19 protein-coding genes are annotated in these 21747 nt (G+C 61.8%); 2 read left to right on the forward strand and 17 right to left on the reverse strand.

The genetic code is table 11. The features are described from left to right. Nucleotides 1-11: 11 nt before the first annotated feature. The 17 genes from AB4Y87_RS17465 to dinB form a co-directional block, all read right to left on the reverse strand. Nucleotides 12-785, reverse strand: a complete 774-nt coding sequence (locus tag AB4Y87_RS17465) for a YggS family pyridoxal phosphate-dependent enzyme (RefSeq protein ID WP_442005571.1) — start codon at nt 783-785, stop codon at nt 12-14. Beyond that, nucleotides 778-1488 carry a polyphenol oxidase family protein gene (locus tag AB4Y87_RS17470; RefSeq protein ID WP_442005572.1) on the reverse strand — a complete coding sequence of 237 codons (711 nt, stop codon included), beginning with the start codon at nt 1486-1488 and terminating at the stop codon, nt 778-780. The genes AB4Y87_RS17465 and AB4Y87_RS17470 overlap by 8 nt, the downstream gene beginning before the upstream one ends. A gap of 24 nt (nt 1489-1512) precedes the next feature. After that, complete coding sequence (gene ftsZ, locus AB4Y87_RS17475; RefSeq protein WP_442005573.1) at nt 1513-2733, reverse strand: cell division protein FtsZ; 1221 nt, start codon at nt 2731-2733, stop codon at nt 1513-1515. 216 nt (nt 2734-2949) lie between these two features. After that, nucleotides 2950-3828 (reverse strand): FtsQ-type POTRA domain-containing protein, encoded by an 879-nt coding sequence (locus AB4Y87_RS17480; RefSeq protein WP_442005574.1) that lies wholly within the window; start codon nt 3826-3828, stop codon nt 2950-2952. After that, nucleotides 3821-5191, reverse strand: coding sequence for a UDP-N-acetylmuramate--L-alanine ligase (gene murC, locus AB4Y87_RS17485; RefSeq protein ID WP_442005575.1), 1371 nt, complete (start codon nt 5189-5191; stop codon nt 3821-3823). The genes AB4Y87_RS17480 and murC overlap by 8 nt, the downstream gene beginning before the upstream one ends. After that, nucleotides 5188-6306, reverse strand: coding sequence for an undecaprenyldiphospho-muramoylpentapeptide beta-N-acetylglucosaminyltransferase (murG, locus tag AB4Y87_RS17490; protein WP_442005576.1), 1119 nt, complete (start codon nt 6304-6306; stop codon nt 5188-5190). The genes murC and murG overlap by 4 nt, the downstream gene beginning before the upstream one ends. A 6-nt stretch (nt 6307-6312) precedes the next feature. Next, complete coding sequence (gene ftsW, locus AB4Y87_RS17495) at nt 6313-7614, reverse strand: putative lipid II flippase FtsW (RefSeq protein WP_442005577.1); 1302 nt, start codon at nt 7612-7614, stop codon at nt 6313-6315. Between the two features lie 2 nt (nt 7615-7616). After that, nucleotides 7617-9206, reverse strand: a complete 1590-nt coding sequence (murD, locus tag AB4Y87_RS17500; RefSeq protein ID WP_442005578.1) for a UDP-N-acetylmuramoyl-L-alanine--D-glutamate ligase — start codon at nt 9204-9206, stop codon at nt 7617-7619. After that, complete coding sequence (gene mraY, locus AB4Y87_RS17505) at nt 9188-10297, reverse strand: phospho-N-acetylmuramoyl-pentapeptide-transferase (protein WP_442005579.1); 1110 nt, start codon at nt 10295-10297, stop codon at nt 9188-9190. The genes murD and mraY overlap by 19 nt, the downstream gene beginning before the upstream one ends. Then, a complete protein-coding gene (locus tag AB4Y87_RS17510; protein WP_442005580.1) occupies nt 10294-11784 on the reverse strand; it encodes a UDP-N-acetylmuramoyl-tripeptide--D-alanyl-D-alanine ligase in 1491 nt (496 codons plus the stop codon). The genes mraY and AB4Y87_RS17510 overlap by 4 nt, the downstream gene beginning before the upstream one ends. Before the next feature lie 6 nt (nt 11785-11790). Further along, a complete protein-coding gene (locus AB4Y87_RS17515; RefSeq protein WP_442005581.1) occupies nt 11791-13428 on the reverse strand; it encodes a UDP-N-acetylmuramoyl-L-alanyl-D-glutamate--2,6-diaminopimelate ligase in 1638 nt (545 codons plus the stop codon). Between the two features lie 104 nt (nt 13429-13532). Beyond that, nucleotides 13533-15329 (reverse strand): peptidoglycan D,D-transpeptidase FtsI family protein, encoded by a 1797-nt coding sequence (locus AB4Y87_RS17520; RefSeq protein ID WP_442005582.1) that lies wholly within the window; start codon nt 15327-15329, stop codon nt 13533-13535. Between the two features lie 42 nt (nt 15330-15371). Then, entirely contained in the window at nt 15372-16037 is a 666-nt protein-coding gene (locus AB4Y87_RS17525; RefSeq protein ID WP_442005583.1) for a hypothetical protein, read from the reverse strand. Then, the gene (gene rsmH, locus AB4Y87_RS17530; protein ID WP_442005584.1) at nt 16034-17032 is read right to left on the reverse strand and encodes a 16S rRNA (cytosine(1402)-N(4))-methyltransferase RsmH; all 999 of its coding nucleotides are present in this window, start codon (nt 17030-17032) and stop codon (nt 16034-16036) included. Before rsmH ends, AB4Y87_RS17525 begins: the two co-directional genes overlap by 4 nt. A gap of 166 nt (nt 17033-17198) precedes the next feature. After that, nucleotides 17199-17630 carry a division/cell wall cluster transcriptional repressor MraZ gene (gene mraZ, locus AB4Y87_RS17535; protein ID WP_223936683.1) on the reverse strand — a complete coding sequence of 144 codons (432 nt, stop codon included), beginning with the start codon at nt 17628-17630 and terminating at the stop codon, nt 17199-17201. 485 nt (nt 17631-18115) lie between these two features. Continuing rightward, nucleotides 18116-18484 (reverse strand): DUF3040 domain-containing protein, encoded by a 369-nt coding sequence (locus tag AB4Y87_RS17540; protein ID WP_224167050.1) that lies wholly within the window; start codon nt 18482-18484, stop codon nt 18116-18118. Nucleotides 18485-18720: 236 nt separating this feature from the next. Further along, nucleotides 18721-19950 carry a DNA polymerase IV gene (gene dinB, locus AB4Y87_RS17545; protein WP_442005636.1) on the reverse strand — a complete coding sequence of 410 codons (1230 nt, stop codon included), beginning with the start codon at nt 19948-19950 and terminating at the stop codon, nt 18721-18723. Nucleotides 19951-20058: 108 nt separating this feature from the next. Between dinB and AB4Y87_RS17550 the strand changes: the two genes are divergently transcribed. Further along, on the forward strand, nt 20059-20625 hold the full coding sequence (locus tag AB4Y87_RS17550) for a hypothetical protein (protein ID WP_442005585.1): 567 nt from the start codon (nt 20059-20061) through the stop codon (nt 20623-20625). Then, a complete protein-coding gene (locus tag AB4Y87_RS17555; protein WP_442005586.1) occupies nt 20622-21716 on the forward strand; it encodes a polyprenyl synthetase family protein in 1095 nt (364 codons plus the stop codon). The genes AB4Y87_RS17550 and AB4Y87_RS17555 overlap by 4 nt, the downstream gene beginning before the upstream one ends. Nucleotides 21717-21747 lie beyond the last annotated feature (31 nt).

Raw genomic sequence — 21747 nt, forward strand, 5'->3', positions numbered from 1 at the left:
ATACTTTGACGCTACCCCACGGCCGGACGCGAACCGAGAATATCGGAGCCAATTCTCAGGTGTGTCGCCCCGAACTTGATAGCGGCTTCAAGGTCCTGGCTCATGCCTGCTGATATTCCTGAAGCAGCCGGATGATTGGCCCGCAGTTCTGCGGAAACAACCGCAAGTCGTTCAAACGCCGCTTCCGGATCGGCGCCCAGCGGGGCCACAGCCATTACTCCAGCAAGCCTCAGTCCGGGCGCGGAAGCGATCTTTGCCGCGAGGGATTCCACCTCCGAGGGCTGGGCACCACCACGGTGCGCCCCGGCGTCGTCATCCAAACTGACTTGGATGTAGCACTCAAGGTCTTTCCGCCCCGTGACGTCCTGTTCACGGGCGACTGCCTTTTCCAGGGCGTCGATCACCTGTAGACGATCTACTGACTGCACCGAGTAAGCGTATTTGGCCACGGATTTCGCTTTTTTGCTCTGTAACTGGCCAATGAAGTGCCATCGGACGTCCAGGTCTGCGAGCTCGGCACTTTTCCCCGCGGCCTCCTGGTCCCGGTTCTCGCCGACATCCCGGACTCCGAGCGTGGACAGTCGCCGGACATCAGCTGCCGGATGGAACTTGGTCACGACGATCAGCCCGGGCCGATCCGTACGTCCCGCTGCAGCCGTCGCCGCTCCAATCCGTGTCTTAACGGCCTCGAGCCGGCGGGCGAGTTCAGTGGTGCGTGCATCCGAAGCCGCATCGCCGGACGGGGCATCGCCGGACAGGGCATCGTCATGTCCAAGGTTAGTCATGAGTCCACACCAAACCTGCGAATCGACCCGTACGGGAATCCCGCCGGTAGGAAAAAAGGGAGTCATTTTCCAGGGTGCACTCCCCTGAATACTCAACCGTGACGTCGCCTTCAGCCAACTGGGCGCGAACACCGGCAGGAAGGTCCAAAGCAGGCGTTCCCCACGATGTACTCGACCAGGCGGCGGGTGCCACCGCGGCAACATCTTCGCGAAGCTGCTCGGGAACCTCATAGCAGGATCCACAAATAGAGGGCCCCAGCCAGGCGCGGATGTTCAGGGCACCGAGCCTGCGCAGCTCGTTGACGGTTGCCGGGACAACGGAAGAGGCCACGCCTGGACGTCCTGCGTGCGCGACAGCGATGATGGGACCACGATCGCCTGCATCTCCAACAAGGACCACAGGAACACAATCAGCCACCATGACGGACAATGGCTGGGCAGCCTGGCTACCTGAAGGCATGGAAACCATTGCATCCGCAGTGGGACCGGGACCGTAGCTCGAAATAAGGGCGACCTCATTGCCATGAACCTGGTCCATGTACTGAAAGCTACGGTTTCCCAGGTTCGCAGCATCGTCCAACCGGGCACGACGCTCGGTCACATCCCCGGGGTTGTCCCCCACATGGAGGGCCAGGTTCCCGGCGCCTGTGTCCGTGAAGGCCACAGAAACGCCGGGCTGTACTTCATTGCGCCACCAAAACACGGGATATTGACTCTCGAAGCCCGCTTACTTCAGGAAATCAGGAACGTCGAGGTCATCCGAGCGGCTGCCCGACAGGTCCGGCTCGACAACGGCAGGAAGGTCGACGTCGAAGCCGGAGTCCGCCGGGAGCGCCGACGGACGCTGCTGGCCCCAATTGCTCAAGCCTGCCGCGCCGATGCCAGCAGTTGCATGCTGCGGTGCGTTTGCGTTGGAAGGAGCCGTGTTTGGCGCAGCAGGACGCTCGGCAGGCACGGGGTTCTGCGCCGGACGCGACTGGTCCATGGACGGAGAGGTTGCCTTGACGTCGTCGAATCCAGCGGCAATGACGGTGACGCGGGCTTCGTCGCCAAGGGCGTCATCGATGACCGCGCCGAAGATGATGTTTGCCTCCGGGTGCGCGACTTCCTGCACCAGGCGGGCTGCCTCGTTGATTTCGAACAAGCCGAGGTCTGAACCACCCTGGATGGACAGCAGCACGCCATGCGCGCCGTCGATGGAGGCTTCCAGGAGTGGCGAGGCGATGGCCAACTCGGCAGCCTTCACTGCGCGGTCTTCGCCACGGGCGGATCCGATACCCATGAGCGCGGAGCCCGCACCCTGCATGACGGATTTGACGTCGGCGAAGTCGAGGTTGATGAGGCCCGGGGTGGTGATGAGGTCCGTAATGCCCTGGACGCCGGAAAGCAGTACCTGGTCAGCTGAGCGGAAAGCGTCCAGGACGGAGACGTTGCGATCGCTGATGGACAGGAGTCGGTCGTTGGGGATGACGATCAGGGTGTCGACTTCATCACGCAGGGCGTCGATGCCGGCTTCGGCAGAGCCCGCGCGACGGCGGCCTTCGAAAGTGAAGGGGCGGGTCACCACGCCAATGGTCAGCGCACCCAGGGAGCGGGCGATGCGTGCGACTACAGGGGCTCCGCCAGTACCGGTGCCACCACCTTCGCCAGCCGTTACGAAGACCATGTCAGCGCCGCGGAGAACTTCTTCGATCTCGTCAGCGTGGTCTTCGGCGGCCTGCTTGCCGACCTCGGGGTTGGCTCCGGCGCCAAGGCCGCGCGTAAGCTCGCGACCGACGTCGAGCTTGACGTCGGCATCACTCATGAGGAGCGCTTGCGCGTCAGTGTTGATGGCAATGAACTCGACGCCCCGGAGGCCGACCTCGATCATGCGGTTGACTGCGTTCACGCCACCGCCGCCGATGCCGACGACCTTGATGACGGCCAAGTAATTCTGCGGTGCTGCCACGTTTCGTGCCCCTTGCTTGTGTCCTATAGCGAAACTGATCGAGTCCAACTTGAATCCTTGGACCTTAACCCTCTAGTTGAAGGTTATAGTTATGTCAAGTAACTCTACTGCGACGGTATTTCCTCCGCTTCGCACATGCAATGACCGCTTGCGCGTGTCGCTTGATTGTCGCGAAATAAGGTCACCGAGGCCCGCAGGTTACGTGCTCAATGCTCTTTATTTGGTGAATGGATGCCGGGGCACGCTGACGTCGTAGACGTTCACGGGAACTTTGGGATCCGGCGGCATCTTCAGTAGTGCCTCAAGTGCCTTCGCCTTCAGTTCCTTGTCCTCGGCATTGCCCCACACTACCGTCTTTCCGTCCACCAGTTTCAGCTCCACGGCATCAGGCGACGCAGCGGATGCGGTGGACATCCTCGCAAGCACATCGGCCGGCAAAGTGTTCAGGACAGCCGCAATGGCTTTAAACAACCCAGTGTTGGTGGCACCTGCACCAGCGTCGATCAGGGGCAGCGCAACCGCAGACTGATCCTGTGTGGCTCCCAACTGGACTCCGTCTACATCCACCATCACAAACGAGTCGCCTTGCTTCAACAGGGCCACTGGTACGCGCTCATTGACGTGCACGAGCAATTCCGACGGCGGCCTTGCCTCCACAGTTGCCGAACGCACCTGGACCAAGGGCTTCAGGAGCTCATTGACTTCCTGCTCGCTCACCTGCGGCAGCGGCTTGCCCCCGACACCTGACAAAGCCTTCTGCACAGTCTCAGGCGTCACTAGCTTGGTGCCGTCCACAGTGATGGTCCGGACCGCGAGCACGGGCGAATAGATGGCACCCACTATGAGCACCGTTACGAAAGCCGTAATGATGCAGAGCGTCCACAGCAGGAGCCTGCGTTTGCGTTTGCCCTTTGGCTCGGGAAAAGCAATGACGTTGTCCGCGCTGCTCTGCTTGACCGTACTCGTCACTGGAGATGGCCCGACTGACCGTTGGGCGCTGATGACACTGTCCGGGGAACCACCGGCCGAACGGCTCTTGTTCTCCCGGCTGGAATCTGCCCCGGGCTTGAAGGTTGGCTTACGGGTGCTAGCCACCCAGCGCCTCCACAATCACCGGGCCGTAAGCAGTGACATCTCCGGCTCCCACGGTCAGCACTATGTCCCCCTCGCCAGCGGACGCCACAACAGCATCCACAGCTTCGTCACCAGAGACCAGCCGTCCTTGGGAGAGCCGGTCAGCAATCAACGAACTCGTGACGCCGGGGATGGGGTCTTCACGGGCAGGGTAGATGTCCAGGACCAGCGCCGTGTCCGCTGCGTCCAGTGCCGCTGCAAACTCCGCAGCGAATTCCCGGGTCCGTGAAAACAAATGCGGTTGGAAGAGAACGTGGACTTTGTTGCCGCCGGCCACAGAGCGGGCGGCGGAAAGGGCCGCACGCACTTCAGTTGGATGATGGGCGTAGTCGTCGTATACACGCACGCCCCTCCCCTGCCCTTTGAGTTCAAAGCGCCGGGACGCACCGGTGAAGTGTCCAAGTGCCGTAGCCGCCGTCCCGGGCGCTACGCCAAGCTCCAAGGCCACGGCGAACGCGGCAGCCGCATTGAGCGCGTTATGCCTTCCCGGGACCTGCAGGTCCAAGTCGTACCCGGCTCCATCCACCGCCACCGAGACATCACCCGGGCCACCATCGTGAAGGCGGATATCGGCGTTGTGACTTGTCCCGTACGTAAGCACGCGAGTGGTTCCCTTGGCGGCTGTCCGCTCCGCCAAGGCGCGGGCGCCCTCGTCGTCCGCACATGCCAGAAGGACTCCGTGGGGCGGCAGGAGCGCCGCGAAGTTATCAAAGGAGGCATAAACAGCTTCAGCGGTTCCGTAGTGGTCCAGATGGTCCGCTTCCACATTGGTGACGACGGCGATCAGAGGACGGTAGTTGAGGAACGAACCATCGGACTCGTCCGCTTCAGCCACGAAAATATCCGAGGAACCATGAGCCGCGTTGACTCCCAGTGCCGGGACGTTCGCGCCAATGGCGAACGACGGATCCAACCCTGCTTCCTTGAGCAGGACCGCGACCATGGACGTGGTGGTGGACTTGCCATGCGTACCGGCGATGGTGACCACCCTGTGGCCGTCCATGGTCGCAGCCAATGCCTCGGAACGATGCAGCACGGGCAAACCGGCCTGACGCGCCGCAGACAACTCAGGATTGTCAGCACGGATTGCGGAGCCGGCAACAACAGTTTGGGCGTCACCCAAATTGGCGGAGTCGTATCCCACGGCAATACGGGCACCTGCTGCCGCCAGGTCATGCATGACTGGAAGGTCCTTGGCGTCCGTACCACTCACGGGAACACCCCGGGCCACCATGATCCGGGCGATGGCTGACATTCCCACGCCGCCGATGCCGATGAAATGTACCCGTCCAAGGGACTCGAGTGGTGCAATCGCGTGCGTCATGCGGATACCGCTTCCAAGACAAGATCAGCCATGCGCTGATCGGCGTTTCTGATGCCAAGGGCCTCGGACCTGCGGGCCATGTCGTCCAGCCTGCCGCGGTCCGATACGAGTGGAATGAGTTCTTCTTTGAGCCATTCCGGGGTGAATTCTTTGTCCTGGACCATCAGCGCTCCGCCGGCCTCCACCAAGGCAGCGGCATTAAGGGCTTGCTCACCGTTGCCGATCGGCAAGGGCACGAACACCGCTGGAACCCCTACTGCTGCCACTTCGCTGACGGTTGCGGCCCCGGCACGGGCGAGCAGGATGTCTGCAGCAGCGTAGACATTCTCCATTCCATCCACGTACTCCACCTGCCGGTAGCCATCAGCGGCGAGGAGTCCGCCGTCGTTATCCAGAACAGCTTTGCCAGTACCGGTGATGTGCAGTGTCTGGATCCCGGCAGCTGCCAGCGCGGGCAACGCAGCAGCCACAGCACGGTTGATGCTCAGTGCTCCGGAGGACCCGCCAGTCACGATCAAGGCAGGACGGTCCGAATTGAGGCCCAGCGAAGCCTTGGCAGCAGGCGCGGCCTTGGTGCGGTCCAGTCCTGAGATGGCGCGGCGCATGGGCATTCCCACGTGGCGGGCGCCGCGAAGGCGCGTACCGGCAAACGCCACGGCAACATGGCGGCTGAACCGTGCACCCACGCGGTTCGCCAGCCCCGCCTTCATGTTGGCCTCGTGGATCACGATAGGCGTACCGCGCCTGCGGGCGGCCAAATACATGGGCGTGCACACGTAGCCGCCCACACCCACCAGCACATCGGCCTGTGCGTCATTCAGGATTCGTTCCGCCTGCTTGACTGCTCCCCTCAAGCGCCCCGGAAGCTTCACGAGATCAAGGGACGGTTTTCGTGGCAAAGGGACGCGGTCAATAGTGGCGAGCTCGTACCCGGCCGCCGGGACAAGCCTGGTTTCCAGGCCCGACGGCGTGCCGACAGCCAGGATGGCAGCTTCCGGACGCTTTACCTTGATTGCATCCGCGATGGCCAGCAAAGGACTGACATGGCCGGCCGTACCACCGCCTGCAAGCACGACGGACAACGGCTTGGACGCGTGGGGGGAATCTGAAGTCATGAAGTGCTATTTACGCTTTCGTGCGGTCTTGGACAAACGACGCGGCAAGAGCCTGGGACGCTGTTGTGGTGGCAACTGTCCGCGGGCCAAGGACAACACTACGCCCACGCCGCACAGCGACATCACCAAGGCCGAGCCACCTGCAGAAATGAAAGGCAGCGGGACACCGATCACTGGAAGCAGCTGGGTCACCACGGCCATGTTCATGCTTGCCTGTCCCAGGAGCCACACCATGATGCCACCGGCGAGCGTGCGCTGGAACGGATCCGTCTGCCGGACAACGACACGGAAAATGGCGATGCCAAGGATGGCGAACAACACCAGGACCACAAGGGTGCCCACCAGTCCCAGTTCCTCGCCGATGATGGCAAAGATGAAGTCATTGTGGGCCTCGGGAAGCCAGTTGTATTTTTGCCTGCTCTGCCCCAACCCAAGTCCGGTCCAACTGCCCTGCGCCAATCCATACATGCCGTTGGTGGACTGGTAGGTGAAGTCGGAATCTGCGGTGCAGGAATCCCCTGCCATGCCCAACCAGGCTGTCACCCGGCAGATCCGGTTGGGACTGATGATTGTCATGGCCGTAGCGCCAATGGCTCCCGCGACGCCCGCAATGGCCAGCATCTTGGTGGGAACCCCGGCAAAGTACAACCCCGCAGCCACAATGGCCATGACAACGATCGCCGTGCCCAGGTCATTGCCCACGAGGATCAGCCCAAGGACCAGGGCAGCACCGGGGACCACCGGGATGATCACGTGCATCCAGCGATGCAGGTACTTCTCCTTGCGTGCCAGGACCGCCGCTATCCAAACACAAAGCACCAGCTTCGAAATTTCCGAGGGCTGGATGCTGATCCCGCCGATGTCGATCCAGTTCTGGTTGCCCAGTGTGCTGCGGCCGAAAACCTGGACAAGTATCAGCAGGACCACAACGGCACCGAGTCCCCACCAGGACAGCCTCTTCATCCAGCTGACGTTGGTCCGGGAGATCAGGTACATCGCCACAAGTCCAACGACGCCAAACATCGCCTGCTTCAACGCGTCTGCGTACGGGGACTTGCCTTCGGAGATCGCTTCCACACTGGAAGCAGAGAGCACCATCATGACACCGATGGCCGTGAGGGCCAGGGCGCATCCAAGAATGAGGTAGTACGTGGAGCTGTTGGGCGCTTTGCTCTTGCCCTCCAGGCCTTCCCAGAAGGAGCGAACATGGCCCCGGAGCCGGACGGGCTTCTTGCGGGCAGCCGACGGAGCCTCGGCTCCGACGTTCCCGGAAACCTTGCCGCGGCTGCGGGTGGGCGTGCTGACCATTGTTACTCCTCGGTGGTCTTTGCCTGCCCTTCCACGAGCTCGCGTACTGCCTGGACGAAAGCGTCGCCACGGTGAGCGTAGGAAGAGAACTGATCCATGGATGCAGCCGCCGGAGCCATGAGCACGGTGTCACCTGGTTCCGCCACGCTGGCCGCTGCCCTCACAGCCTGGGCCATGATGGTCTCACCAAAAATCGGCGAGGAGGCGTTACCGTCTGCGGTCTGCACACTTTCAGTGTCGCCCTTGGGCTGGGCTATCACGGGGACATCCGGTGCGTGTCGCTGGAGGGACGCTTCCAAGGCCTCCGTGTCAGTGCCGATGAGCACCACGGACTTCAAGCGGGGGGCGTGCTCCTTGACGAGGTCATCGTAATTGACGCCCTTGGAGAGGCCCCCTGCGATCCATACCACGTTGTGGAAAGCTGAAAGCGCGGCCGAGGCGGCGTGGGGGTTGGTGGCCTTTGAATCATTGATCCACAGGACGTCGTCGTGTTTGGCCACGAGCTGGATACGATGCTCGCCAGGCAGATAGTTGACCAAGCCCTGCTTGACGGCGGCAGGCTCAACCCCGTAAGCACGCACGAGGGCCGCGGCGGCCAAGGCGTTGGCCACCATGTGGCGTGGTGCCACTGGCCCAAGATCGGAGATGGACGCGAGTTCGGCGGCTGAGTTTTTCCGCTCTTCGATGAACGCGCGGTCAACCAACAATCCATTCACCACACCCAGCATGCTGATGCCGGGGGTGTTCGTGGTGAATCCGACCGCACGGCAACCTTCCACGACGTCAGCGTTCTCCACCATGCGTTCGGTTTCAATTTGGTCGGCGTTGTAGATGGCCGCCTTCTGCGTGTTCTCGTAGACCTTGGCTTTATCGGCAAGGTAAGAGGCGTAGGAGCCATGCCAGTCCACGTGGTCTTCGGCCACGTTCAGGCATACGCTGGCCACCGGGGACAACGAATGGCTCCAATGCAACTGGAAGCTTGAGAGTTCCACCGCAAAAGCGTCGTACTCCACCGGGTCCCTGAGAGCGTCAAGGATGGGCGTGCCCACGTTCCCCACGGCAATGGCTTTGAGTCCGGCGGCCTGCAGCATGGACTCGGTCATCCCTACCGTGGTGGTCTTACCGTTGGTGCCGGTGATGGTGAGCCAATCAGCGGTCTTCCGGCCCGCCCGTTCGCGGACGCGCCACGCTAATTCGACGTCGCCCCACACCGGAATGTGCTTGCGTGCGGCGGCGGCCAGCAGGGCTTGGTCCGGGCGCCACCCCGGCGAGGTCACAATGAGCTCCGGCTTGTTGCCGTCAATGAGGGGAAGGACCTTCACGGCCTCTTCGCCCAGCAGTACATCCACCGCCCCCACGATTTTCAGGGTGTCGGCCTGCGCCTTTGCTTTCGCCGTGGTGGAGGCATCCACCACCACAACTCTTGCACCAAGTTCGATGAGGGTATCTGCGGCGGCAAAACCGGACACGCCGATTCCCGTCACCACTACACGCAAGCCACTCCAGCCGGCATCCCAACTGGTGAGATCCTTAAGGCGGTCGTTGGCCGACGGCGCGCTCTCCTGGTTTGCATTCACAGCAGCACCACCCATTCAGCGTAGAAGATTCCAAGGCCGGCGGCCACGAAGAGCCCGGCAAGGATCCAGAAGCGGACAACAACCGTGACCTCTGCCCACCCCTTCAGTTCGAAGTGATGTTGCAATGGGGCCATCTTGAAGACGCGTTTGCCACCTGACAGCTTGAAGAAACCCACCTGGATAATGACGGAAAGGGTGATCAGGACGAACAAGCCACCGATGAAGGCCAGCAAAAGTTCTGTGCGGGACAGGATCGCGAAAGCGGCAACGGCGCCTCCGATTGCCAGGGAACCGGTGTCACCCATGAAGATCTTGGCCGGTGATGTATTCCACCAGAGGAAGCCCACCAAAGCAGCGCTCAGGATGGCCGCGAGGAGCGCCAGGTCCATGGGGTCGCGCACCTGATAACAACCGCTGCCGGCCTCACGCGGCGAACCGCAGGCCTGGTTGTTCTGCCAGATCCCCATGATGGTGTAGGCGCCGAACACCATGATGGATGCTCCCGACGCGAGCCCATCCAGGCCGTCTGTCAGGTTCACGCCGTTGGTTGCTGCGGTGATGATGAGGTTGGACCAAACGACAAAGAGAATTGCGCCCAGGATGGTCCCACCAAAGGCGAGATCCAGCCAGGGGATGTCGCGGACGAGGGAAATTTGCGTGGAAGCCGGACGAAGTCCGTCCTCGTTCGGAAACTGCAAAACCAGAACGGCAAAAATGATGCCGACGGCGGCCTGCAGGATCAGCTTGGCACGGGCGTTCAGGCCCAAACTGCGCTTGTTGGAAATCTTGATGTAGTCATCCAGGAAGCCAACGAAGCCCATTCCCACCATGAGGAACAGCAGCAGCAGCCCGGACGCGGAGGGTCCCGCGGACCGTGGATTCATCATCCACATGATCAAGTGGGTCACGAAGTAGCTGATCAGAACCGCGGCAACAACCACGGTCCCGCCCATGGTAGGCGTGCCTCGCTTGGTGTGGTGCGAGGTGGGACCGTCATCGCGGATGAACTGCCCATAGCTCTTGGCCACCAGGAATCTGATGAACAGGGGCGTCCCTATCAGGGCCGCTAGGAGGGCGACGCCGGCGCCGATCAAAAGTGCAATCACAGCAGCTCGTTCCCTTCGCTTGCGGCATCTTCAGCCGCGCTTTCCCCGGTGGACTCGGCCCGTGGGGGTAATGCTATCCGATCGCCCAAATGCCTCAGCCCCACGCCATTGGAGGACTTGAACAAGACCAGGTCTCCGGGTTGCAGCTCCCTTTGCAGGAGTTCGTAGGCTTCTTCGGCAGTCTCCGTGAACGAACATTCGTCCCCCCACGAACCTTCCTGGATGGCCGATATGTAAAGGGCCCGCGCTTCGCGTCCCACCACCACGAGCCTGGAGATGTTCAAGCGCACCACCTGTGTTCCCACTGCGGTGTGCTCCCGGATGGAATCCTCGCCGAGCTCAAGCATGGCCCCAAGGACGGCCCATGTGCGCCTGCCTTGGCCAAGATCAGCGAGCGTGCGCAGCGCAGCCCGCATCGACTCAGGATTGGCGTTGTACGCGTCGTTGATGATGGTGACACCGTCAGGGCGCTCGGTTCGTTCCATGCGCCAGCGGCTGGCAGCGGACTGGGAACTAAGCGAGGAGGCAATGTCTGCCGCAGGGATGCCCGCGGCAAATGCCGCAGCAGCAGCCGCCAGTAGGTTCGTCACGTGATGGCCGCCGATCAGACGGCTTCGGACATGAACGGAAGGGCCGCCGTCGGGCAGTACAAGTTCAAACTCGGGGTGGCCTTCGGCGTTGACCACAATGTTGCGCGCTTCCACGTCTTCGTTCGTCGCTGGAGAGGCACTGAAGCCGAGGACTTTGGCCGTGGTGCGGGTCTTCATGGCAGCAACGCGGCCATCGTCCAGGTTCAGGACGGCTGTGCCGTGCTCACTAAGCCCTTCTACAAGTTCGCCCTTGGCCGTAGCGATGTTTTCGACACCGCCGAATTCCCCGGCGTGGGCGGTGCCGACCACCAGCACCACACCAATATCGGGCTGCACCATCCCAGCGAGGTACTTGATATGCCCGATGCCGGTGGCTCCCATCTCAATGACGAGGAAGCGGGTGTCCGTATCGGCGGCAAACACGGTCAGGGGCACGCCGACCTCACCGTTGTATGAGCCCCGGGGAGCAACTGTGGGCCCGGCTTGGGACAACACGCCGGCGAGTAAGTCCTTGGTGGTGGTCTTGCCGGCCGAGCCAGTAATACCGATCACTGTAAATTGCTCGCCGCGCTGTTCCCGGGCAGAGCGGATGCGGCGGACTGCTTCGGCAGCAAGCGCTCCCATGGCGAGCACGGCGTCATCAACAACGACGGCGGGATACGGCTTACCGTCAACGTCAGTGACCTCGCGTTCGGCCAACACCAGGACGGCACCCCGCTCGAAGGCAGCGTCAACGAAGTCATGACCATCTGCGTGCTCGCCCGGCTTCGCCACATAGAGCGAACCAGGTGTAGCTTCCCGGGAATCAGTGACGACAGAAGTGGGCGCGATGTCCCCGTCTCCGGTCAAACGGCCATGGGTGATGTGGGCGATATCCGCCGCAGTAAGTGCAATCATCTCGGTTTAGGACTCTATCCGCTGGTCCGTTGAAACGTTGAATCCCCTGGATGTCAAGGCGGTCCGCAGTTCCACTCTGTCGTCGAGAGCCAGGTTGACGCCCTTGACCTCCTGCCATACCTCGTGGCCACGACCAGCGATCAGGATGGTGTCCTTCGGAGTGGCCAGCTCCACGGCGAGTCGGATGGCGGCATCCCGGGGTGATGATTCGATGATTTCACTGGTCAGGTTCCCTGATTCACGAGCGGCATGGGCACCTGCGAGGACCTCTGACCGGATAGCCGCAGCATCCTCGTCATGGGGGTCGTCGTCACTGACAATGACAATATCCGCCAAGCGTGCCGCGATGGCGCCCATGGTCGGACGCTTGCTTTGGTCCCGCTGCCCGGTGGCCCCGAACACCACGATGACCCGGGAGCCTTCCTCACGTGACCGCACAGCCTGGAGTGCGCGGGCCAGGGCATCGGGATTGTGGGCAAAATCAACCACGGCCGCCGGCGCGGTGGAGATGAGCTGCATTCGTCCAGGAACGGCCACGGTGAAGGGATCGTGGGCGTCCAGTGCGCCTTGGAGGGTCTCAGCATCCATGCCTGATGACAGCACCATGATCGTGGCAAGGGCCGCGTTCGCCACGTTGAAGTCACCCGGTAAGCCAGTGTGTACACGCAGGACACGGCCGTCTGCATGCCGCAGTTCAAAATCGGTGCCGAGTCCACGGGAGGTTGTTGAGGCAACGGACCAATCGGCAGGGCTGCCACCTGTCGTGGCAGTAAGTGTGGTGACCGGAATGTCCGCTGTTCGCGCCAGGTTGCGCCCCCACTCGTCATCGACCATCACCACAGCCTGGCGTGCCCGTCCGGCAGTGAACAGCTCGGCCTTGGTGCGGAAGTACTCTTCCATGCTGCCGTGCAGGTCCAAGTGGTCCTGGGTGAGGTTCGTGAAGCCGGCGACGTCGAACATCACGCCATCGACGCGGTGATAAGCAACGGCGTGGGAGGACACCTCCATGGAGGCCGCCTCCAGCCCGCGTTCCCGCATCAAGGCGAGCAGTGCATGGACGTCGGTGGATTCCGGCGTGGTCAACAGGCTCGGAATAGGATCTCCCCCGGCCAGGATCTCGATTGTTCCGATGAGTCCCGGGGTTTTACCCAGGGCACGGAGCAAGGAGTTGATGAAGTATGTTGTAGTCGTTTTACCGTTGGTCCCGGTCACTCCAAACAGCGTCGGGAACCCGCCGTCGTCCGGCTGGCTGCGGTAGATCAGGGCCGCCAAACGCCCGACGACGGCGCGCGGCTCGTCGACGATGAGGACAGGTACGGGCTGCTCGCCTGCCAGGGCGAGCTGCCGTGCCCCGGCGTCATCAGTGACTACTGCGACGGCGCCGGCCTCGACCGCCTGTGGGACAAAGTCGGCTCCATGGCGCGAAGCGCCGGGCAGGGCCATGTAAAGGTCACCCGGTTCAATGGCCCGGGAGTTCAGCGAGATCCCCGTAACTCCCTTGTTGTCGCCATCCGCCGGGACCGGGACACCAAGGGCTTCCGCAAGGGTCGACAAAGGCACTGCAGCCACAGACGCCGGACGAAAGCCGGAGGTGCCGGTCTCGGGCGTCTCGGCATGGAAAGCGGCCTCATTGTGCTCTGACACGTGGTTCTCCGTTGATGCTCGGTGGAACGACCGGCTTGGGGCCAGCGGCGCCCAGCCGATAGTGATGGATCAAATTCTTTGGCCGAAACAGACGCCCAAGAAGCTTACTTGACGAACTGCGGCAGGCGCGCGGGGGTGCCGGTGGATGGCGCCACATTGTAGGTCCTGAGGACCTGGGACATGACCGAACGGAACACGGGACCATTGGTGATGCCGTAGATATTTCCCCTGGGACGCTGCAGGACTACCTCCACGATGAAGCGCGGGTCATCCATGGGCGCCATCCCGACCATCGACGCCGTATACCCGTCAAAACCGGCGAGACCATCTTCCCGGGGCGCCTGTGACGTACCTGTCTTTGCTCCCACCCGGTACCCGTCAATGGCCGCGTCCTTGATCTGGCCTTCGGTCACTGCGCTTTCCAGGATGTCCTTCATTTGTTGAGCTGTCTCCTTGGACACCACCTGCCGGGACTCCTTGGCAGGCACCTTTTGCTCTTCACCCTCAGGCGTGATGTAACTATCGATGAGCCTTGGCTGCACCATCACGCCGTCGTTGGCAATCGTCTGGAAGGCCCGGACGGTTTGCAGCGTCGACTGCGAAACTCCCTGACCAAACAGGACCGTGTACTGCTGGCGTTCATCCCACTGATCAGGCTTGGCGAGGATACCCGTCGCTTCCGCTGGAAGGCCAATGTCCGTTTGTTCGCCGACGCCGAACTTCTTCAGCCATTCGTAGCGCTGCTCTTTGGTCAGCCTGCTTCCCGCCATCACGGTGCCGGTGTTCATGGACCAGCCCAGGATTCCGGCCAGCGTGCGTTCTTCGGTGCCGTGCTCGAACGCATCAGTGAACGTCTGACCGTCGATGGTATACGACGGCGGGATGGTGAAATGATCCAGCGGAAAGGACTTCCCCTCCTCGATCACGGCAGAGGCAGTGATCATCTTCTCCACGGATCCAGGCTCGTAGGCAGCCGTCACGGAACGTACACCGCGGTCCTTGGCATCAACTTTCCCGGGGTCGTTGGGGTCCGGGGCGTTCGTGTCGGCCAAGGCGATGAGGTTGCCCGTCTTGGTGTCGATCACAATGATCGAACCCCACTCGGCGTTCATCTTGTTGACCTGGCTTTGGATGGCCTGCTGTGCGAAGTACTGGATGTCTGTATTGAGGGTCAGCTTGACGTCGCTTCCATCGACAGCTGGCGTGAGCTCATCGGTGGCCACGGGAATCCTGAGGCCATCCGCGCCAATCTCGAAAACACGCTTGCCCTCGGTACCGCGGAGCACTTGGTCCTGGGTTTGCTCGATGCCTGCCTGGCCTGTGGTGCCATCCTGGAGGAAACCCACCACGCCGCCTGCAACGCTGCCGTTCGGATAGACACGCTTACTGACGCCTTCGGCGGCCACACCCGGAATGTGCAGCTTGGAGATGCGGTCTTCAAGCTCCGGCTTCACGTCCTTGGCCACCGTAGAGTACTTCTTGTCGCCAGTGAGCGACTCCCTGACCTTGGCAGGGTCAGCCCCGAGGAGCGAAGCCAGTTCGGAGATCCCCTGGTCCCGGGAGATCGTCTCTATTTCTTCAGTCTTCTCGTTGTACCGTTTGAACTCAGCTGTAGCAGTATTCAGGACCTGATCCACAACAATGTTGTAGCGGATGACGCTGCTGGCGAGGACAGTACCGTTGGCGTCCAGGATCCTGCCGCGTTCGGCCGGCAGTACCTGCGGCGTGAGGCGGTTCGCAAGGGCGGCCTCGGCCATGCCACCGACATCAAGGCCTTGCACCATGAAGAGTTTTCCGCCCACCACCAACAGCAGGGTCAGCATGATGCCAAGACCAACACGGAGCCGCTTCCTTGCCGCCGGCACCTTGGTCTTTTTTGATTTGCCGGGGTTTTGCGCCACGTTGATTCCTTGCTGCTGGCCTTGCTTCGGTGATCTTGCGGGCTAGTGCCCTGGTGCCTTCTGCTGGGGCGCCGGAACGGATCCCCCGTGAAGCTCCGCGGGCGCGGCTGCCGGAGTTGCCGGCTTGGCAGCAGGTGCAGCGGGTTTGGCCTCGGGCGTTTTCGGTGTTGCCGGCTTGAGGTTCTCCAACGGATCCTTGGTAGTCACCGAGGGAACCACATCAAGCTGGCCGGCAACGGCCGGAGGGGCGATCACGGCCGCGGGGGTGTCTCCCTTGACAGCCGGGGTTGCCTTTCCGGTGACCGTCATGGTGCTCAAATCGATCTGACCCTTGACGGTGGACTGTACCATTCCCAATTCTGCAGCCTTTGCAGCCAGATTCTGGGGAGCCTCGAAGTTCTGCTTCTTCTGTGTCAGGTCCTGGTTTTCCTTGTTCAGCGTGGCTGCTTCTGATTTCAGCTGCACCAACCGGTACTGGGCTGTGGATACAGAGATGTTAAGGACGAGCACCGTCAGCAGGGCGGCCGCCATCACCACGAAGCACAGGACAACAAAGGGAGTGCGCCGCTTCCCGGGGACGCTGCGCACAAGCGAAAGCGGCGTGCGCGCCTTTCGGCCGACGTCGGGCCGGCCTGCTGGAGCCGGGAGTGCCCTGGCCGTGTTGCCTACCACGGAGGAGGGCAGTGTCTTCGCTGCGGCGGTGCTCATGCGACTCTCCTTGGCTTGATGCGCTCCACGGCCCTGAGTCGGGCAGACGCCGCGCGGGGGTTCTCGGCAATTTCTGCGGCCGTAGGCACTTCCGTGCCTTTGGTCAGCGTTTTCAGTTCGGGCTTGTGTTCTTCGAGTTCAACGGGGAATCCGAGCGGTGCTGAGGACTTGGATCCTGCCTGGAAGACGGACTTTACGATCTTGTCCTCCAGGGAGTGGTAGGACATCACGACAATCCGCCCGCCCATGGCCGTCGCTGCGACGGCGGCTGGAACAGCCCGTTCCAGGACGTCGAGCTCTTCGTTGACCTCGATACGCAGCGCCTGGAAGGTCCGTTTGGCCGGGTGGCCACCGCTCTTGGCCGCGGCAGCAGGTACCACGCCCCGGATTTGCTCAACGAGTTCTCCGGTGGTGGCGAAGGGCTTCTCAGCCCGGGCAGTGACGATCCTGTTCGCAATCCGCCCGGCGAACTTCTCTTCGCCCCACTTGCGGATGATGCGGACCAGGTCTTCTTCGCTGTAGTTGTTGACGACATCTGCCGCGGTTTGCCCCCGGCTGGTATCCATGCGCATGTCCAGCGGAGCATCGTAGGAGTAGGCGAAGCCACGCTCCCGTTCGTCCAACTGCAAGGACGATACACCCAGGTCCATGAGGATGCCGTGGACTTCAGGGATACCCAAATCCGCCAGGACGTCCTCGATTTCGTCATAGACCGCGTGAACCAAATCCGTGCGATCCGAGAATGGTTCCAGCCGCGCGCCGGCCAACGCCAACGCTTCCTCATCGCGGTCGATACCCACGAGGTGCAGATCAGGGAAGCGTTGCAGCATGGCCTCGGAGTGGCCGCCCATGCCCAGCGTCGCATCGATAACGATCGGCGTCTCGCCACGGGTGCGTGCTGCTTCGAAGCCGGGGGCGAGCAAGTTGATGCAGCGGTCCTTCAGGACGGGCACGTGGCGCTCAGATGTGGGCTTTGCCGCGTCCTGCTCTTCCACGTTGCCTCCTCTTTCCTCAATCGCTTGCATTCAATTCCTTGGATCGGATCCCCATCCGCGCCTATCGTTCCGCCGGCCTGGCTCAGGGGAAGTTGAGCCAGGAAGACAGTTCGATGGGCGGCTGGAGATCCCACCCAAGAACCGGGGCCAAGGACCCCTCCGCCGGTTAGATGAACCCGGGCAGATTGTCATCGTCGGTTTCCGAGAAGGCTGCTTCCTTCTCGGCGAGGTATTCATTCCAAGCCTCGGCATCCCAGATCTCCGCGCGGGTACCGGCACCGATAACTGCCAATTCCCGGCCAAGCCCTGCGTAGGCCCGGAGCGCCGGCGGAATCGTCACGCGCCCCTGCTTGTCAGGTACCTCGTCAGAGGCCCCAGACAGGAAAACCCGAATGTAATCACGAGCCTGCTTGGAGGACAGTGGTGCCTCCCGCATCGATTCGTGAATGCGCTCGAATTCCTTCTGGCTGAAGACGTAAATGCAACGTTCCTGACCCCTTGTGAGAACCAGGCCCTCGGCAAGTTCCTCACGGAACTTCGCGGGAAGTATGATCCGGCCCTTTTCATCAAGACGTGGGGAATGGGTGCCAAGAAACACCGGCCCACCGCCCCTCAGTCAAGGTGCCCGTTCATACCCAACCCTGCCAATACCCTCTTATGCGCTCCACTTTACTCCACAAAGCCCCACAGTCAACGCACAACAGGGCGTTTCTCCACCACTTTGAGTTTCTGAAGGCGCGTAATGGCGCGGATCCACGGACGTGGCGGGAAGTGGAGGACAGAGACAGGTCTGGGTGCACGCCTCAATGGGCCACGCTGGAATCAGACGCAGCACGGTGTCGCTGCGGCTCCACAGTGGGCTGCCAATCCTGAAGGGGTGGAAAGTGGAGGACTGCCAGTTAGGAGGACAGGGCAGCAAGGAGGACTGGGCAGCCAGGAGGACTGTGCAGTTAAACGCAAAAAGACCCGTTAGGGGTCTTTTGTGTCCCCTGCAACTCAGGGGCATGCACCAATTACGGCGCAGGTAATTATGGAATCGCTACTCGGAAGGATCCGTTTCCGGGCTAGTGCTGGCGGTCACGCTCAATTGTCGTCGCGGCGACGCTCGTCCCAGCGCTCCTCAAGATTGCTCATGAACGAACTCTTGGACTTTGACTTTCCGGCTTTCCCCTTCCGGGCCTTGCCGAACGCCGCGCCCCGAAGAGTCGCAAAGTAGACACCTGCGCCCATCACGACAAAGCCGAGGACACCAACGAAAATCTGTTGGAGTGACACGCCGACCAGCAGTAAAAGGATGCCTGCAATGGCACCCAGGACACCAATTATCACGTGCCGGGTTGACCAGCTGCGGATGGGATCCGAACCCATGGTGTTGGCAAACTTCGGATCGTCCTCATGAAGCTGCTTCTCAAGTTGCTCAAGCAGCTTCTGTTCATGCTCCGAGAGGGGCATCGCGACCTCCTTTAGTCAGCCAGCGTCTGGACGAATCGCGGCCTGTGCGTCTGTCTCCAAAACGATCGGGCCACGAAAAGCGTTCCCAAAAATTTCCGCTTTGTTAGCGGACATCCTGGGACCGACTGCTCAGGAATCAGCTGTCCAGACGATCTAAATATCTGTACTAATTAGGATAGTTTGTCAGGCGCTGTTCTGAAAGACGCGCGGAGGGCACCTGCCCGGCTTCGCGGGGGTCATTGGGCGTCAGGAGTCTTGCCCGGATCCAGGAGCCTGGCCGGGAGCAGGGTTTTGGAGCCGAAGCGTTCCGCAACGCGGTCAAGGGCCTGCTCCGCGGCCCGCCAGTTGTCATCCCGCCGGTCAAGGCTGAGCTGCAGGGACGCCTGGCCGGCCGGTTCCAACTGCTCCGCCCGGACGCCTACAAGACGGACGCTCATGGATCGTATCCCCAAGGACTCCAGCAATTGCACGGCAACCTGGTAAATAAGCTGGGCGCTGTCAACGGGAGTATGTACCGTCCGGCTACGGGTCACGGTGGAAAAGTCGGCGTATCGGAGTTTCAAAGCTATGGTTCGGGCCAGCATCCCGGAACTTCGCAGCCGCGCTGCCGTGCGATGGGACAACCTGAGGAGCTCCCGCTGCACCAGGGCGTCGTCTGCCGAATCTGTGGCGAAGGTCTCTTCTGCCCCGATGCTCTTTTCCAGCCTGGTAGGAGTGACTGGCCGGGGATCCATTCCCATGGACAGTCGGTGCACATGCTCTCCGCTGGCGCCAAGGACCTTTTTCAACGATGCCACGGGCGTTGCTGCTACGTCGGCCACCGTCCGGATGCCGAGGCGTGCCAGCACCTCGGCGGTCTTGCCGCCGACGCCCCAGAGGGCATTGACGGGCAGGCTGTGGAGGTACGGGATGGTGTCCTCGGCGTCGATCTGGAGGATGCCGTCCGGCTTGCAGCGGGTGGATGCGATCTTGGCCACAAATTTGGTTCCGGCAATCCCCACTGAAGCGGTGATACCAAGCTCAGACCGAACCCGTTTGCGGATGAGATGGCCGATGTCCAAGGGGGATCCGAGACGGCGGATTGCACCGCCGACGTCCAGGAAAGCCTCGTCAACGCTCAACGGCTCCACGAGGTCCGTGATGGAGGCGAAGATCTCCATGAGCTGCGCCGAAACCTCGTAGTAGAGCTTGTGGCGCGGGTGGATGATGACAGCGCCCGGGCACATCCGCATGGCAATGGCCATGGGCATCGCTGACTTCACACCTGTGGCCCGGGCTTCGTAGGACGCCGATAACACAACGGAACGTTCAGCAGGGAAGCCGACGATTACTGGCTTGCCCCGCAAGTCTGGCCGGCTGCGCAATTCCACGGAAACGAAAAAGGCGTCCATGTCCACGTGGAGGATGCTGGTTCGCCGCTGTTCCCGCAGAGCATCCTGGGCGCTGCGGGCTGGTTCGCTGCCCACGCTTTGGGCGCTACCGGATGCTTCCTGACTCACAACGGCAATACTATGCCCGGCCACTGACTAAACTGGAGGCACAGTCCCCCGTCAGCCCAAGGAAGGATACCCCCTGTGAAGCTCTTTGGAACTCCTCAATCGCGAGGGTTTGCCCTGCTCGCAGCGAGTGTCGCCCTGGCGGTTTCCGCCTGTACTCCGCCCACCAGCAGCCCGGCCCCATCCGCATCGGGGAGCTCCTCTGATTCCTCCACGGCTGCGCCATCTTCCCCGGCATCCCCTTCATCCTCGACTCAGGCTCCTGACTCGTCCGGATCAGCCGGACCTGTGCCGGGCGCGACGGCCACGGTGGGCGCCTTGGTCCCCGGCTTTCCGGAACAGCTCATCCCGGTGATGCCCAAGACGTCCGTGCGCTCCAGCAGCTTTGACAAAAACGTGTCTCCTGCCACGGTTGCGCTCGTAGGAACGGTTAAAGCTCCGCCGGAAAGCGTGGTGGATTACTACAAGACATCCCTTGAAGCGCAAGGGTTCAAGGTTGTTCCGGGCGCCCAAGCCGTAGGCAACGTCACGTCGATCGACTTCATCCGCGGTGACGGTGAAACGGTCAATGTTTCCGTGAGGCAAAAGGAAGGCGTTTCCACGTTCACGATCGGCGCGAACGTGGCGGCCGGGTCCGTCAAGTGACGCCGGTTTCCCAACTCCACACGGAGCAACTCGAGTTTATTGGCGGCGTAGCCGGGAAGCTGAATGAGTTCCTCGCGGTCCAGCAGGACATGATGGCTACGATTTCGCCCGATGTCGCTCCCCTCATGGGGTCAATATCGAACCTCGTCACTGGCGGAAAACGGCTCCGTGCGCTGATGTGCTACTGGGGCTGGCGGGGTGCGGGCGGTCCCGTCGGTGACTCAGACATCCTGACGGCCGGTTGTGCTTTGGAACTTTTCCAAGCCGCGGCCCTCATCCACGACGACATCATTGACCGTTCGGATACGCGTCGCGGGGGTCCCAGTGTGCACCGTCGCTTCAGCCAACTCCATCAGGCCAATGGTTGGGCGCTGGACAATGAACGCTTCGGCCATGCAGCGGCGATCCTGACCGGCGATTTGTGCCTTTCCTTCAGCGAGGAATCCTTCACGGAAATCGGACCCCGGGCAGCAGCAGGAAGCGAAGCACGCCGCATTTTCAACCTCATGCGGGCCGAGGTAATGGCCGGGCAATACCTGGATATTCTTGAGGAAGTAGCCGGCCCTGTACGCGATCGAGCGGGTTCCGTGGACCGCGCCACCTCGATTATTCGCTACAAATCCGCAAAATATTCCACCGAGCACCCTTTGGCCCTGGGTGGAGCGTTGGCAGGCGCATCCAAGGAGCTGCTGAAGGCATATTCCGCATTTTCCTTGCCCTTGGGCGAAGCGTTTCAATTGCGCGATGATGTCCTGGGTGTTTTCGGCGATCCCGAGACGACAGGAAAACCCGCGGGCGATGACCTCCGCGAGGGCAAACGGACAGTGCTCGTTGGATTTGCCATTAACCTGGCTCCCACGGATCAAGCCACGTACCTGGACGAAATGCTGGGGAAACCGGATCTGGGTGAGGACGATGTTTCCACAATCCGCAACATAATGGTCAACTGCGGAGCGCTTGATGCCACGGAGTCCCTTATTGACGAGCTGAGCGACCAAGCCTTCGCCGCCCTGGAAGAGCTGCCGGTGGAAGAATTACCGCTCACAGCATTGCGCCAACTGGCTGAGGCAGCTGTCAGCCGGGCCGCTTGATGGCGCTTCCCAGGCGTTGAGACGACGACGG

Origin of the sequence: Paenarthrobacter sp. RAF54_2 (assembly GCF_052113945.1) — a bacterium.
Lineage (GTDB): Bacteria > Actinomycetota > Actinomycetes > Actinomycetales > Micrococcaceae > Arthrobacter.